This window comes from Flavobacterium lacustre (assembly GCF_027474525.2).
Taxonomy (GTDB): Bacteria; Bacteroidota; Bacteroidia; order Flavobacteriales; family Flavobacteriaceae; genus Flavobacterium; species Flavobacterium lacustre.
On record NZ_CP114882.2, the window covers coordinates 2,804,841 to 2,820,502 of the forward strand.

Genomic DNA, 15,662 nt, shown 5'->3' on the forward strand with positions numbered 1-15,662 from the left:
TTTTGCATTTAGCCTAAATAAGATCTGTATTAAATGACATCTGTCAAAAAAAAGGCAGTATTAATTATTAATTCATGAGGAATTCATTAAATTTGATAGTAGAGTAAGGTGTTTTTTATACTTTTTCTGAACGGATTACTAACCAATATGTCGAGAAACATGAAAAAATCGAAGTCCCCCGATAATACAAATCCAAAAATTATAAAATCAACTTCAAATCTCAAAAATTTTAAAAACCTGAGTCGGAAAGAGCGCATGGAGCGTACCAAAAAATTTTCGGAACAATACCGCATCACCGAAGGAAATTCATTTGAACTGAAAAAATACAATACCGATATCTCTTTCGATACAGATGCAGAGGATAAATCATTGGTTGCCGAAACCCTGCAATTAGGTGTTGAAGCTTTAGCAACTATGCAGGATATTTTATATGCTCAGGATAAATGGTCAGTATTACTCATTTTTCAAGCTATGGATGCTGCGGGCAAAGACGGCGCTATAAAACATGTTATGTCCGGTGTAAATCCTCAAGGTTGTCAGGTTTCTTCTTTTAAAGCGCCAAGTTCAGAAGAATTAGATCATGATTTTTTATGGCGTTGCCAAAAGCATTTACCGGAACGAGGGCGAATAGGTATTTTTAACCGTTCCTATTATGAAGAAGTTTTGGTGGTACGGGTTCACGAGCAATTATTACAATCTCAAAAACTAGCCGAAAAATTAATTACAAAAAACATCTGGCAAGAACGGTTTGAAGACATTCGAAATTTTGAAAAATACTTGCATCGCAATGGAACGGTTGTAATTAAGTTTTTCCTGAACGTATCGAAAGAAGAGCAAAAAAAGCGATTTATAGAACGAATTGAAGATGCTGATAAAAACTGGAAATTCAGCACTACCGATATAAAAGAGCGAGGTCACTGGGAAGAATACATGAACGCTTATGAAGACTTAATTCAAAATACAGCAACCAAAGATTCCCCTTGGTATGTTGTTCCAGCCGATAACAAATCGTATGCCCGAATTGTAATTGCTTCGGCTATAATTAATGCGTTGGACGACATGGATTTAGAATATCCAAAAGTAAGTGACGAAAAAATAGCAGAATTAAACGAGGTAAAAAAAGCGCTTCTCAATGAAAAATAATCATAATTTATTCTGATTTAAAAAGAATATTTCAACAGATACTGATTTCACACCCTAAATATTACATTTTTTGCATTCATTAATTTATATTTGCTTAAAGAATATAGCACACTTAACATGGAAGAATGTATCTCAGTTTTTGATATGCTTAAAATTGGTGTAGGACCATCGAGTTCACATACACTTGGGCCTTGGCGTGCAGCCGAACGTTTTCTTTCGGAACTGCGAGCGGAAAAAATAGTACCAAAAGTCACCCGAATACAAGTCGATTTATACGGTTCACTTTCTTTAACAGGAAAAGGACATGCCACAGATTTAGCCATTATGCTCGGTTTAAGCGGACAAGATCCAGAATATATTCCGGTTCAAAATATTGCCGGAATTGTAGAAACTATAAAAAGTAAAAAAGAAATTATTCTTGGTAACGAAATCAATATCCCTTTTGATTTTCTAAATGACATTATTTTCAATAAAAACTTTCTTCCTTTTCATGCCAATGGATTGACTTTTATCGCTTTTTTAGAGAATTCGAAAGAATATGTTGCTACCTTCTACTCCATAGGCGGCGGATTTGTTGTTAAAGAAGAACGCATCAATGCCAAAAAGAAAATTGCCATAAAATGTGCCTTTCCTTATCCTATAAATAACGCTGCAGAATTATTAAATTACGCTGTTCGTGAAAATAAAAAAATATCTGAAATCGTTTTTGAAAACGAAAAATCAATGCGTTCCGAAACAGAAATTCATCACGAGTTAATGCGAATTTGGAATACCATGCTCGAAAGCATGTACATTGGTTGTCATTCCGAAGGCATACTTCCCGGCGGATTAAATGTACGCAGAAGAGCCTTTGATATGCATCAAAATCTAATTGGTTTAGCCCATTATGACAGTCCGAAAACCTGGCTGGAAGAAATCAGAAAAACGGAAGTTAAATTTCGTCAAATCCTAAAATGGGTTTCTTGTTTTGCCCTTGCGGTAAATGAGGTAAATGCAGCATTAGGCAGAGTTGTTACCGCCCCAACTAACGGTAGTGCCGGTGTAATTCCCGCTGTTTTAATGTATTATGCTGTAATTGAAAATCACGAAGCCGGACAAAAAGAAATCAAACAATTCCTCATGGTTGCCAGCGAAATTGGCAGTGTTTTCAAAAAAGGATCTACTATTTCTGCAGCAATGGGAGGTTGTCAAGCCGAAATTGGCGTTTCGTCTGCAATGGCTGCTGCTGCCTTGTGTGAATTGATGGGAGGTACTCCTGCCCAAGTTTTAATGGCTGCCGAAATTGCTATGGAACATCATTTAGGTTTAACTTGTGATCCTATTGGCGGTTTAGTCCAAATTCCGTGTATCGAAAGAAACACAATGGGCGCTATAAAAGCCATTAATGCCGCCGAATTAGCCTTAGAAACCAATCCAAAAAACGCAAAAGTTCCTTTAGACAAAGTCGTAGATACGATGTGGCAAACGGCAAAAGACATGAATAATAAATACAAAGAAACCTCCGAAGGTGGACTGGCAATTGCCGTAAATATGGCCGATTGTTAGTCTTTAATTGAATATAAAATAGAGTCCGCTTAACAAATGTCATAGTAAAAAACTCAAAAAATGAAATTCAGAACCGAAAAAGATACGATGGGTGAAGTGTTAGTTCCTGCAGATAAATATTGGGGCGCACAAACAGAACGTTCGAGAAACAATTTCAAAATTGGTCCTACGGCTTCCATGCCATTGGCAATTATCAGAGGTTTTGCTTATTTAAAAAAAGCGGCTGCCTACGCCAATTGTGATTTAGGTGTTCTATCAATCGAAAAAAGAGATGCTATTGCGCAAGTTTGCGAAGAAATACTCGAAGGGACTTTAGACGATCAATTTCCACTTGTGATTTGGCAAACGGGTTCGGGAACACAAAGCAATATGAATGTCAATGAAGTCATTGCCAATCGGGCACAGGTTTTAAAAGGACTTACTATTGGCGAAAGCGAGCCTTTTATAAAGGCGAATGATGATGTAAATAAATCGCAATCGTCAAATGATACTTTTCCAACAGCGATGCATATTGCAGGGTATAAAATAGTTGCAGAAAGCACTATTCCAGCTGTAGAAAAACTAAGAGACACTCTATTAGAAAAAGCAACCGCGTTTAAAAGTGTGGTAAAAATTGGTCGCACACATCTCATGGATGCTACTCCCCTTACATTAGGGCAAGAAATATCAGGTTATGCGGCACAATTAACTTTTGGCTTAAAAGCCGTCAAAAACACCTTAGCCCATTTATCCGAAATCGCATTAGGCGGAACTGCTGTAGGCACAGGATTGAATACGCCGGAAGGATATGATGTTAAAGTAGCCCAATATATTGCTGAATTTACTGGACATCCTTTTATAACTGCCGAGAATAAATTTGAAGCATTGGCAGCACACGATGCTATTGTTGAAACACATGGTGCGCTAAAACAATTGGCCGTTTCTTTAAATAAAATTGCAAATGACATTCGGATGCTGGCTTCTGGTCCGCGTTCCGGTATTGGAGAAATCCTGATTCCTGAAAATGAACCCGGCTCTTCGATTATGCCCGGAAAAGTAAATCCTACACAATGTGAAGCACTGACAATGGTTTGTGCGCAAGTAATAGGAAACGATGTGGCAATTGCTGTTGGCGGAATGCAAGGACATTATGAATTGAATGTTTTTAAACCCTTAATGGCGGTAAACTTTCTACAATCGGCGCAATTATTAGGAGATGCCTGTATATCTTTTAACGAACATTGTGTACAAGGAATTGAGCCAAACTATACCCGAATTGAAGAACTGGTTAACAATTCACTGATGCTTGTAACTGCTTTGAATACAAAAATTGGCTATTACAAATCTGCAGAAATTGCTCAGACTGCCCATAAAAACGGAACAACATTAAGAGAAGAAGCGATCCGTTTAGGCTATGTAACTCCCGAAGATTTTGATTCTTGGGTTAAACCAGAAGACATGGTGTAGTTAATTAAAAAACTCATTATAAACATTTTAAGATAAAAAAAAAAAAAAAACTGCAATATGATATTGCAGTTTTTTTTTAAAACAATCATTGACCTATTTCATGTCATCAATAACTTCTTTCATTAATTGTATGCTTTTCAATTTTTCCTGATGATCAAAAATAGGACTCGTAATCATCAACTCATCTATACGGGTATACTTTATAAACTGTTTCAACTCCGTTTCTAATTTCTTTTTACTGCCAACAAACGAACAGGAAGTCATTTGGTTAACATGAAAATGTTCTTCTTCACTCATCAATCCGTCCAAAGAATCTAAAGGCGGTTGCAGTGGTTTTCTGTCATTGCGAATTAAATTCAAAAACATTTGTGTCAAACTGGTGGATAATCTTTCCGCTTGTGCATCAGTATCTGCAGCAATTGCATTTACACACGCCATTATTTTAGGTTGATCTAAAAATTCGGACGGTTGAAAATTATTTCGATAAAATTCAAAAGCTTGTACCATTTGTTTTGGTGCAAAATGTCCCGCAAAAGCATACGGCAATCCTTTGGCTGCAGCCAAGGCTGCACTATCCATACTGGAGCCTAAAATCCAAATGGGAACTTTTATCCCCTCTGCAGGAAAAGCCCGTACTTTTGCACCAGCATTCTCCACCGAAAAAAATTCCTGAAGTGCTGCTACATTTTGTGGAAATCGTTGGGATTGCTCAAAAAAATCTTTTCTGATGGCTTGTGCTGTTAAACCATCTGTTCCCGGAGCCCTTCCTAAACCTAAATCAATCCGATTGGGATATAATGTTTCTAAAGTTCCAAACTGCTCCGCAATAATTAGCGGTGCATGATTGGGTAACATTATTCCACCGGAGCCTACACGAATATGTTCGGTTTTACTGGCAATATATCCTATGAGAACAACCGTTGCAGAACTCGCTACGTGAGGCATATTATGATGTTCGGCTAACCAAAACCGGTTGTATCCTAATGAATCAGCAAGTTGAGCAATTGCTGTTGTTTTTTGTAATGTTCCGCTGGCATCGCTGTCTTGGGTAATTATTGCTAATTCTAATATAGAAATTGGAATGTTTGGTGTCATTATAAATTTGGAATTTTGAACAAAAATAATCATTTCCAAAGCCTCCTTAAATTCTTCTGTGTTAATTGATTTATAATGTTTAGAATAATGAGGTTGCCAAATCTCAAGTTAAAACAAACAATTACTACCATAAAAAAAACCTGTAATATTGAATTACAGGCCTTTAAATTATAAAAAATATCAGATTTATTTTCCGTCTACGTAATCTTGTAAGTAACTAAATCTTGGCGTTAATTTTCCTTTTTCGGTGATTTTGGCTCTTTGTAAAATACCGTCTTTATCACCATTAAAAAATGCTGGAATCACATGCTCCATAAACATCTCACCAAAACCTTCGCTGGCATCCTTTGGTAATTCACAAGGTAAATTATCAACTGCCATAACTACAATTGCGGCCGGATGAAAAACATCTACTTCTTTATTTTCGGTGGGCAAATATCCGTACAAAGGCTCTGAAATTGTTGAAGATTTCAAGGTGCAAGCAATAGGTCCGTCAACATCACAAGAGATATCTGCTACAACTTTTATTTTGCAATCTTTAGACTGTAACATTTCTCGGGTCAATATGGCAGGTGCTGCATTAGCATGAAAATGCCCCGTAATATAAATATCCGAAACTTTGGTAAACCGTTCAAAATTCGATTTATATTCCTGTGGATTATTATAAAAATCATTAAAATCTAATACTTGACCGTCAATTCTTTGGTTGTATTCTAATACATCAATCTGTGTGTAAACTGGTTGCGTATAGTTTTTTGTCAAGTAATTTTCAACCGAAACTTCTTTGATTTTCATGGCATCCAAAATTTCTTTTGCCCCATTCCCTACTTTTCCGGTTCCGGTAACCACAATCTTCAACGGAGGAAGAATTAATCGTTTCAAATGCGCGACCAAAGCTTCTTTGCCCGAAAGTGTTTCTGCTTTTGGCAATTTAAATAATTCGAATTTTATTCCAAATGCCCGTATAGCATTATATGTCCCTACAATTCCGGCATATTTTCCAAAACCAATTAATCGGCGATTGTGCGCATCAACAATGTTTTCATGATCGTATAAATCAATATTTTTTTCGAGGATGGCCTGCAATAATTTTCTGTTATGAGGCTGCTTTTTGATAGTATGTGAAAAAAAGAAATACGATTTCTCAGGTATCAAATTCTCAATGGGAACTTCTTTGACACCAAATAAAAAATCACAATCCGAAACAGTATCGGTAACTTCAATACCTAAACTTTTGTATTGTAAATCTGTGAAAATTCGAACATCAGAACTTTCCACTTTTACAGTAATAGAAGGATGAAGCTGTTTCAAGCGAGCCAATTCATTTGGAGAAAACACAACTCTTCGGTCCGGTGGATTTTTCCTTTCTTTTAAAATTCCGAATTTCATTTTTTATAATTTTTAATATAACTAAATTGACTTATTTTGTTACAAATATAACATTTTTAACGAATCTGATTTGATTTTTAATAATTTTTTAGCGGAATAAAAACAGTAGCTCCTGATGACCAAATGAATATCAAAAAATCAAAAAAAAGTCCTGCAAAAATTAGGAAACAATTTAGAGAAAAATAACAGCGCAAAAAGGATTGATTCTATATATTTGCTTTCCAGAAAAACTAAAATGAATTTATTAAAAAAAGCAAATATACTACAAATAGTACTCCTTACCTTGGTTTTGAGTTCTTGTACAAAAGAGAAAAAAAAGGTAGAACTAAGTGATGCACAACTTCCAAAAAGCATCTTGCCCAGTATGAAGCCGTTAAGGAACGAGTCTCCAAAACTCACTGCCGAATATATCAAGACTACAAAAGAAGCAATTGATTCATTTTATAAAAAAAATTGGCCCGGAAATAGTGCAAACGGTGGTTTTTTGGTGGCTAAAAACGGCCAAATTATTTATGAAAAATACGAAGGATATACCAATTTCAGAACTAAAGATTCCATTACAAGTTCAACACCGCTACACATTGCATCCGTTAGTAAAGTGCTTACCGCAACTGCTATTTTAAAATTAGTAAATGCAAAAAGAATCGAGTTAGATCAAAAAGTAAATACAATTTTGAAAGAATTTCCGTTTCCGGATGTAACTATCAGAACCTTGCTGAATCACAGAAGCGGAATGCGTAATTATGCCTATTTTACAGATCGTGATAAAAACATTTGGGACCGACATAACATATTGACTAATCAAGATATTTTGACGATCATGGCGACAAAAAACATTGGATTAGAATCAAAAACCGACACCCGATTTGCCTATTGCAATACTAATTATGCCATGCTGGCTTTAATCATAGAAAAAGTCACAAAGCGCTCGTATAAAGACGCTATGAATACAATTATATTTAAGCCATTAGGAATGAAAAACACATTTGTGTTTGATTATGAAAAAGACAAAGACAAAATTGTTCCTTCATATAAAGCGAATCGAGTTGAAATAGGAAAAGACTATTTGGATGCTGTTTATGGTGATAAAAACATCTATTCTACACCAAGAGATTTATTAAAATTTGACCGAGCCAGAAATAGCCGTACTTTTTTAGAACCTAAATTATTAAACCAGGTTTACAAAGGCTACAGCAACGAACGTGAGGGCAAGAAAAATTATGGTCTTGGCATTCGAATGATAAATTGGGAAACCGGACAGAATTTTTATTTTCATAATGGTTGGTGGCATGGCAATACATCAGCGTATGTGACACTACAAAAAGAGCAGGTTACCATGATTGCTTTATCAAATAAGTTCACCAGACAAACCTATAATATTCGAAAATTATCTAAATTATTTGGTGATTATCCTTTTGAAACTGATGATGAATAACAAAAACCTCCACAATTGACCCGTAAATTTCAGGTTTTAGATAGTGGCATTCTGCTAAAAAGGATTAGATTTGCAAACTCAATTTTGGAATAGTTTTTGATAATTGAAAAATAAAATGGGGTCGACTGGTTTTGACAGCAAGTCGAATTGAGAAGTAAGCACGTCGAGCATTGAGACCTTGCTCGTAAATATAAGATCTTACACTTTTACACGGCGAAAATAACTACGCTTTAGCTGCATAATCCGAATTATAGTACGATTAAGCCACGTTCCTATCAGATAGGAAAGCTGGATTCTCCTTGAAAGCCTTGGTTTGTGGCGGTCAATATAGGGGAACCGTAAAAATAAACCTAGATTTCCATGAGCTTCGGGTGGATTTCGAAATTAAGAAGATAAGTTTTGTGCGACTGTTTCTGGTCAAACACAAAATCGAAAATTCAATCAGAAAATAAACGTGTAGAAAGCCTTTTAGTTGCTTGTTTGGACCCGAGTTCGATTCTCGGCGACTCCACAAAAAAACCTGTAATATATTGATTTACAGGCTTTTTTATTTTTAGTTGACAATTCAGTTGATGTTATTAATGTTGATAAATTATTTAATCAATAAACTTTTTCTTTAATCAATTATTTCAATTCTAAAAATTTAATTTGTTCTTTAATTAAATCACTTTAAAACCAGCTTTATTTAGTTCAATTTAGGATAACATTTCCCCAAGTTTAATTGTAATAATTGGAACATCAATTAGAAAAATTATACCAATATATATTTTAATTATTCTTCATTTGATTCATAAATCATTAAACTATTGATTTAAAAGTATATCTTTTTCATTACTAAATTGAATCTGGATAGATTCAGATTTGCTCTTTAACTCAACTTTATTTGTATTGTTATTTATTAAATCTTCTCTATTAACTATAATAGCATCTACAACAATTTGACTTAGATAACCTATTTCAAAATCCAAACCATGTAAAAAATAGATCGACTTAATATTCTCTGATATCATAAAAACTCCTTTGTCTTTACATGTCTCTAATAAATAATTTATTTCCTCTCTATTTTCATTCTTGAAAGTAAATCCATTGAATTTAACTTTAAGAGATCGTTTTTCTATATACGCCATTACTTTCTCAACAATGTTTTCATTTATTTGATCAAGATCTATATTATTAAATTTAACATTAAAGTATTGTTCAATTTTTTTTAATTTTTGAAAATAATCTAAAAGGAATTTAGCATCAAAAGGATCTCCTTCAAATTGGATTTTATTTCTGTAGTTATAAAAAAGTTCATCATTTTTAAAAAGTTTAAAAGTTTTATTATTAGTTATTCTTGAAACTATGTTATAAAAATTCAAACCTGATTTTACTAATAAAATTGGCGTGTTTGGATATACTTGAATATTGTATTTTGTATTATTTCTTAAACTATTAAATAATATTTCTATTTTAACAGTAAAATCAGCAACATCTAATTTAATATGATATTGATTTTTGTGTGGTTTAATAATGAAAACTTCCATTTTGTAATTGTCCAATTCGAAACCATCATCGAATACTATTTCAAAATTACCATGAATATTAGGAACTTTTTTTAGCCAGAATTTTTTTATATTGTCTCCGTTTGAAATCCGAATATCGTTGAAATAATGACTAAACTCTTTAATGATTTCCGCATCTAATATAACATCATCAAAACTTTTGCCGTTTAAAGCATCTAATATTCCTTCTCTTTTGTCATCAGGCAATTCAAGATTAAATTTTATTTGAGTTTTACCAAAGCCTTTTAAAGAAGTAACATTTTGTACATTAATGTTGCCATTATTCTTACTAAGTTGTAAACTAATCTGATTAGAAATTGCAAAATTTAAAGCAGTATCTGCATTTCCGTTTCCCTTACTAAGTTCAGGCAAGTAATTAAATTTCAAGTCATCAAAGATTTTCTTTATTAAATCTTCTCCTGTAGATTCAATAAATTCAATTCCTTTTCGGTCTAAAAATTTCTTTTTAGTTTGACTAATTGATGGAGCTACAAAAAACAACTCTTTTCTATTTTCGCCTAGTTCTCTCAATATTCTTTCGAACATAAACATTATGTTATCATCTTCTAAAGCATAACCAATGAATAAAATATGATTTGATGCTAACCTATCTTTGACAGCATTCCAGAAAACTGTTTCGTCTTTGTTCTCAATGAAAAAATTATTGTAATCGGACTTTGTTAAGATTATATTTTTTGTATCCGATAAATCACCATGTATTTTAAATAATTGTTGTTTTTTCAGATTAGCTATGGAGTAATCTGAACTTCTTCGAATTACTTCCAAATTTTTGTTTGTGGTTTCAAAAAGGGTATCATAATTTGTAGTAATTACAGTTTTTATTTGTGGTATTTTAGCAAGTATATTATGTATTTCTGTTGAAATAGGATCTTTTTGAAATTCTCTTTTTAAAATCTCAATTAGGTAATTTTTATTTCCACTTTTTAAATTATATATGTCCTCTGACAATTTTAACAAATCAGGAGTAAAATCAATAGCGTTTCTTTGGGTAAGAGTTAAATTATCGTACATTATTCGTGCTAAAGAATTTCCTGATGGATACCCAGCATATAATGAAAGACCTGCACCAGCAAATAATATCATTTCTTCTTTACGAATTAACTCATAAATTCTTTCCTTTTCCATATGATAAATTATATATCGATATTGTTAATATCCTTTGTAGTTCTACTTGTCAACATTTAAAACCTTAATAATTAAATCCGGATAAACTAAAAGCTTTACTTAGATATTTTGAAGTATTCATTACTTGTCTACTTTTGTCTGCTAACTTTTGAATATAATCGAAAAGTCATATAAAGTATCAGCCAGTTCGTTTTGCACTTACCTAAACTTATTAATTTAATAAATACCTTCAAATCTATTTCTAACAATGATTTAACTTATTTTATTTTTTTTTTAGTTAATGAATTTCAGATTTAGATTTTCCTGTTAAATTAATAAAATTCCTACCTAGAATAACTATAAGATAATAGGCTGTTTTAGATTCTAAAATATATGCTACCAGTCCAAAAAGTATCTTTCTAAGTATTATAAGTTTTCCATAACTTATTGCCTTTGTGCGTATTATTCCTAAATGGACTAAACGAATAATTATCTATGAAACCCAATGAATAGTTGATAAAATTTCACTATTATTTTTTACAAAGAAATTACAACATTATCAGAAAAAGTATTAATTTGTTTGGATTATTATTGAATCTTGAGAAGTTTTATACAATCCAAATTCTGAATATTACATATACTTTGATTCTTATATTTATAAGGATTATTATTAATAAATTAAAAAAATTAGATGTAATAGTAAAGTTTAAATTTATCTAATAAAGACTATAAATTATTCAATTGAAACAAGTTTTTTAAGATCCATAATATTATTCTTCACACTAATTTGTAAATCTTTATATTCTTCAGTTACTTGATCTTGACTTTTATTTGCTATAAAAAAAAGTTTTTCAGAAATAGTAATTAAACAATTCTTTAGTAAATCATTTGTAACATTATTAGTAATTAACCAACTATCTATTGCAGGTTTAGACAAACCATTTAATTGGTTTTTAAAATCCTTTTTATTAAGAATCTTGATTACTTCTCTTTGTAAATCAACTCTACTATTAAATTCTGCTTTCATAATTTACTAATATTTCATTAAACCAATTCTCTATCTTATTAAGATCCGACTCAAACAAAGATAAATTATTATCCTTTAGTGAATAATTTATTCCCCTCGTTGAACTTATTCTTGACATCATCAATAAATCTTTAACTTTATCATCTAATTTCAAAGGGTAGTCATATAATTTTTCAAATGTTAGCCTACTAAATATCGGCTTTTCATAACAACCTAATGTATAACAAGTAGCGAAATTTCTGATTGCTAAGAATATCATTGCAAGATCAAAAATAATTGAAAAATCATTTTGGCGAATAGAAATAATACTATCATCAAATAATTTTTTAAATTTCAACAAATCAGATTTGCAATTTGTATAAGCGGAAGGCTTACCTAAACTAAGCAAAAAATCTTTCCCTGAAGTGTAAACCAACTTTGATTCATAGAACAAATGCCAAGCAAAAGGATTTCCTTCTGTATACAATTCTTTTATTCTCTTTGGATTATAAATAGAATATTTATTGGGATCTATATTTTGCAAAGACTCATCACTAATTAACAATAAATCTACATCAGAATATTGATCAATCTCTCCTCTAACTTCCGAACCAAAAATATAAATATTTTTCATCGTCTATTATATTTTTTAATAATTATAGACATTAATAATCCAAAACATATCAGTCTAGTAATCACTAATATCAAGCTTAACCAAGCTGGATAATATTCAAAATAGTCCTTACTATTTGAGTCTATTATTGTTATTCCAAAATAATTACTAGGTATTTTAATTATAAAAATATTAATTATTTGAAAAGTATTTTTAATAGATTTTTCAACAATATGATAAAAAGTTAATAATGCAAATATCAATAAATTAAATCTTATTAACCTCCATAAGCTTTCCCCATTTCCCCATACGAAATCTAAAGCACTAACCTTAAACCACTTCCAAAATTGCTCGGATCTTCGTTTAATTCCTCCATATTTTAAATTATACCATTCTTCTCCAGAAAGCCAGCTATCTTTTAAGTGACTTTTTGTTGCTTCTAGTTCTATGGTTACTGCTTTGGATGCTTTTATATAATCTCCTATTGAAGCATAGTTCAACTTGAGAGATCGTGCAAATTTATATTTTAAATTATCTTTTTTTGGAGCACATTCGAAAATTTCATCATCCACAAATGTCTTTTCAAAAGTTACATAATCAAAATTACATAGCTCAAAGTAGGATCCTTGTAAATTACAATTCATAAACTTTGCTCCTTCAAATTTACAATTTATAAAAAGACAATCTCTTAAATAACAATTGTCAAATATAGTTTTAGAAAAATCTATATTTCTAAAAATAAAATCTGTAGCTACAGCTCTTGTAAACAAATAATTAATATATTGAAAATTTTCAATAGAAAAATACCTTTTTTTAGAAATATACTCAGGATTTGAGCTAAAAAATTTAATATCTTTTTTTTCAATTTTACCTGAAGAAATTAAATTCTCTTCCGATTCCGCAATTTTGATTCTTAACTTTTTTATAGCAATTTCATCTTTTGGATCATTGGTTTTTAAATTCAAAGACATAATTCTATTTTCTACATAATAGCTTTTTTCTTCATTTAGTCCGTTAGAAGAACCATTTTTATTTTGGTCATTTTCTGCCATAAAAATTGAATTTAATTATAATATGTCAAAACGTTTTTAATTTAATCTTCCAAATAAATATCAGAGGTTCCAAAAGCAAGTAAATTTTTCAAGTACAAATGAGATTGACTTGAATTATAAACATCTCTCAATATTTCCGTTTTTAGTTTTTCAGTAGTTTCTTTTCCATATCCATAATCTGAAGCAATTAAAGCTATCATTTGTTCTCTTGTCAGTTCTTTTTTCATAATATTAATTTTTTATCTAATATACTCACTAAACCAAAATAGTAAATACTTCTTAAAATAATTTTTACTTCCTATAACTTTCTCTCTCCTCAGCAACCATAATCAATTCTTCGCAACATCTCTCATGCTCTCTTACCTAATTTATATACATAGTCAACCAAGGTTAATTTAAATGTAAATATTCATTGATTTTATATAATTAAATTACTTATACTCTTCAAACTTATTCCAAAACCAATTTTCATCTATTCCATGTTTTGTAAACTCCTTTTCTAATAAATTCGAGAGCGACTCTATATCGTTCATAAGTGCTATGTTCTTTTTCCCAATTGTTGAGAATTCTTCTTGATTCAGATAATTTTTTAATTCCAATGGGCAATCCTTCAGTTCTAAAAGTATTTTGTTCTTCCATATAGAGATTAACTCTTTCTCCGAATCTTTTAATTTCTCTGTCAATAGATTCTTCCTCAATTCGGATTCCATTAATAAACTTTCTTTCTTCTTCTCCAAGGTATCTGATAATTGCCGACTCTTTTCTTTCAAATTCAGTTGTAAGGGAATCGATTTCTGTTTTAATTGATCGGTAAGACTCTGCAAAACTTGATTGTTCTGATTTTTCGAATTCATCAATTTCAAATTCTTTTTGTCTAAACTCGTCTGATAAGGTATCAATTCTTGCTCTAATTGCTCGGTAAGATTCTGAATATCTTGATTGTTCGTCTCCTCTTCGTTTAGTAATTCCTGTTCTAAAATCGTTTTCATTTCCTGAAATGCCTTCAATTTCGATTTGTAATCTTCCTGAAGCTTCTCGAATTGTTTCTTTTCTACTTCCGATTCCGTCGAAAGATTCGATAAACTCGTCAATTTTTCGTTCTTCTCTGAAATATATGATTCTTGAACCTTCAAGTTCTCTTTTCTTTGATTGATATCGTTCTTCCAATTTTTCAAAGTTTTCATCTTGCTTTCTTTTAGCATCATCAAAACTTCCTTGTAATTCTCCGTCTGTTCGTCTGTAAAGTTCTGCACATTCACTTTCTTCTCTTTCAAGCGATTCGAGCGTATTTTTGTATCTTGTTTTAACTCTTTCTCGTATTCCTTTTCGTAATTCTTCGAGTCGGATTCTATTTGATTCTGTATTTGTCTTAACTCTTGATAATTCTTGTTCAAGTTCGCTAGCAATATCTCTGTATCGTTGGCTTCCCATACATTTTTCAATCGAACGTATAAGGTTTCCAAGTTGATTCTTTCTGCATTCGAAAGATTCTCTAAAAAGTCTTTTTTCGAGTTCATCAACTGGTAATACCAGCGTTCTATCTCGTTTGGAAATTTGAATGAAGTTAGTGCGTTCTTGCTCATTATTATAAACCCATTGGGTGTTGACAGATGTTTCTAAACCTTTTTTAATATTCTCTTCTGAATCTTTAGGAATCTTTATTTGAATAGTATCAATTCCAAGGCGTTTTAATTTTACCTTCTTTTCATCATCTATTTTGTGGGAGACAACGATTTCTAATAATAGAAGAGGTTCGCCTTTAGCATTAAAGAAAGTTAAATCAGGCCTTATTAATAAATTCTTAGTAGTTAAATCAGGATTTTTGCCCCAATTTACATTACCATCATCGTCCTCATAAAAAGTAAGCTCTGCTCTTACGTGATCCGCTTCTATGAATTTGGATTCTTCTAGCAATATTTTTTTCTTACCATCATGCGAATAGCTATAGAGGTTGGGAACTTTTATGCGTTTGGTGAATTGAAGAATTTCAATGGCCAGTTTATGCCTAAACTCTTCATTGCTAAAAGTGCAATTTCTTTTTGTTTCAACGCCTTCTGCAACGTGTCTAAAAAATTTTTTACGGTTTTCTATTGTACCATGTACAGCAATCATTTCAAAACCACAGCCAATGCACCAGTACCCTTTTTGACCACTTTCAACATCAAGAATGTAAACGTGATTACCATAGTTATCTTTAGCATGTTCGTTTTGTTCTATAGTAGAAATTATTTTAATCATATTTTTTTGTTTGAATTTTTATCAAATCGAG

At 31.6% G+C, this 15,662-nt stretch carries 12 protein-coding genes and 1 other RNA gene; 5 read left to right on the forward strand and 8 right to left on the reverse strand.

The genetic code is table 11. The annotated features are described in order from the left end of the window. Positions 1-159 precede the first annotated feature (159 nt). From O6P34_RS12170 to fumC, 3 genes are all read left to right on the forward strand, one after another. A complete protein-coding gene (locus O6P34_RS12170; RefSeq protein ID WP_269684781.1) occupies positions 160-1,143 on the forward strand; it encodes a polyphosphate kinase 2 family protein in 984 nt (327 codons plus the stop codon). A 117-nt stretch (positions 1,144-1,260) separates the two neighbouring features. Continuing rightward, complete coding sequence (locus tag O6P34_RS12175; protein WP_269684782.1) at positions 1,261-2,688, forward strand: L-serine ammonia-lyase; 1,428 nt, start codon at positions 1,261-1,263, stop codon at positions 2,686-2,688. A 60-nt stretch (positions 2,689-2,748) separates the two neighbouring features. Further along, the gene (gene fumC, locus O6P34_RS12180; RefSeq protein WP_269684783.1) at positions 2,749-4,134 is read left to right on the forward strand and encodes a class II fumarate hydratase; all 1,386 of its coding nucleotides are present in this window, start codon (positions 2,749-2,751) and stop codon (positions 4,132-4,134) included. A gap of 93 nt (positions 4,135-4,227) precedes the next feature. Here the strand turns inward: fumC and O6P34_RS12185 are convergent, their stop codons facing one another. Together O6P34_RS12185 and O6P34_RS12190 are read right to left on the reverse strand one after the other, a co-directional pair. Further along, on the reverse strand, positions 4,228-5,229 hold the full coding sequence (locus tag O6P34_RS12185; protein WP_269684784.1) for an LLM class flavin-dependent oxidoreductase: 1,002 nt from the start codon (positions 5,227-5,229) through the stop codon (positions 4,228-4,230). A gap of 186 nt (positions 5,230-5,415) precedes the next feature. Continuing rightward, on the reverse strand, positions 5,416-6,618 hold the full coding sequence (locus O6P34_RS12190) for an NAD(P)-dependent oxidoreductase (RefSeq protein ID WP_269684785.1): 1,203 nt from the start codon (positions 6,616-6,618) through the stop codon (positions 5,416-5,418). 235 nt (positions 6,619-6,853) lie between these two features. On the opposite strand from O6P34_RS12190, the gene O6P34_RS12195 reads away from it, so the two are divergent. Both O6P34_RS12195 and ssrA read left to right on the forward strand, forming a co-directional pair. Continuing rightward, complete coding sequence (locus O6P34_RS12195; RefSeq protein ID WP_269684786.1) at positions 6,854-8,053, forward strand: serine hydrolase domain-containing protein; 1,200 nt, start codon at positions 6,854-6,856, stop codon at positions 8,051-8,053. A gap of 117 nt (positions 8,054-8,170) precedes the next feature. Beyond that, positions 8,171-8,567, forward strand: a transfer-messenger RNA (tmRNA) gene (gene ssrA / locus O6P34_RS12200). A 289-nt stretch (positions 8,568-8,856) separates the two neighbouring features. Here the strand turns inward: ssrA and O6P34_RS12205 are convergent. The 6 genes from O6P34_RS12205 to O6P34_RS12230 form a co-directional block, all read right to left on the reverse strand. Then, entirely contained in the window at positions 8,857-10,743 is a 1,887-nt protein-coding gene (locus tag O6P34_RS12205) for an SIR2 family NAD-dependent protein deacylase (RefSeq protein ID WP_269684787.1), read from the reverse strand. 712 nt (positions 10,744-11,455) lie between these two features. Beyond that, positions 11,456-11,749 (reverse strand): hypothetical protein, encoded by a 294-nt coding sequence (locus O6P34_RS12210; RefSeq protein ID WP_269684788.1) that lies wholly within the window; start codon positions 11,747-11,749, stop codon positions 11,456-11,458. Next, positions 11,733-12,362 carry a nucleotidyltransferase domain-containing protein gene (locus tag O6P34_RS12215; RefSeq protein WP_269684789.1) on the reverse strand — a complete coding sequence of 210 codons (630 nt, stop codon included), beginning with the start codon at positions 12,360-12,362 and terminating at the stop codon, positions 11,733-11,735. The genes O6P34_RS12210 and O6P34_RS12215 overlap by 17 nt, the downstream gene beginning before the upstream one ends. After that, positions 12,359-13,393 (reverse strand): pentapeptide repeat-containing protein, encoded by a 1,035-nt coding sequence (locus O6P34_RS12220; protein WP_269684790.1) that lies wholly within the window; start codon positions 13,391-13,393, stop codon positions 12,359-12,361. Before O6P34_RS12220 ends, O6P34_RS12215 begins: the two co-directional genes overlap by 4 nt. 41 nt (positions 13,394-13,434) lie before the next feature. Continuing rightward, complete coding sequence (locus tag O6P34_RS12225) at positions 13,435-13,620, reverse strand: hypothetical protein (RefSeq protein WP_269684791.1); 186 nt, start codon at positions 13,618-13,620, stop codon at positions 13,435-13,437. 241 nt (positions 13,621-13,861) lie between these two features. Beyond that, complete coding sequence (locus O6P34_RS12230; protein ID WP_269684792.1) at positions 13,862-15,631, reverse strand: hypothetical protein; 1,770 nt, start codon at positions 15,629-15,631, stop codon at positions 13,862-13,864. Positions 15,632-15,662 lie beyond the last annotated feature (31 nt).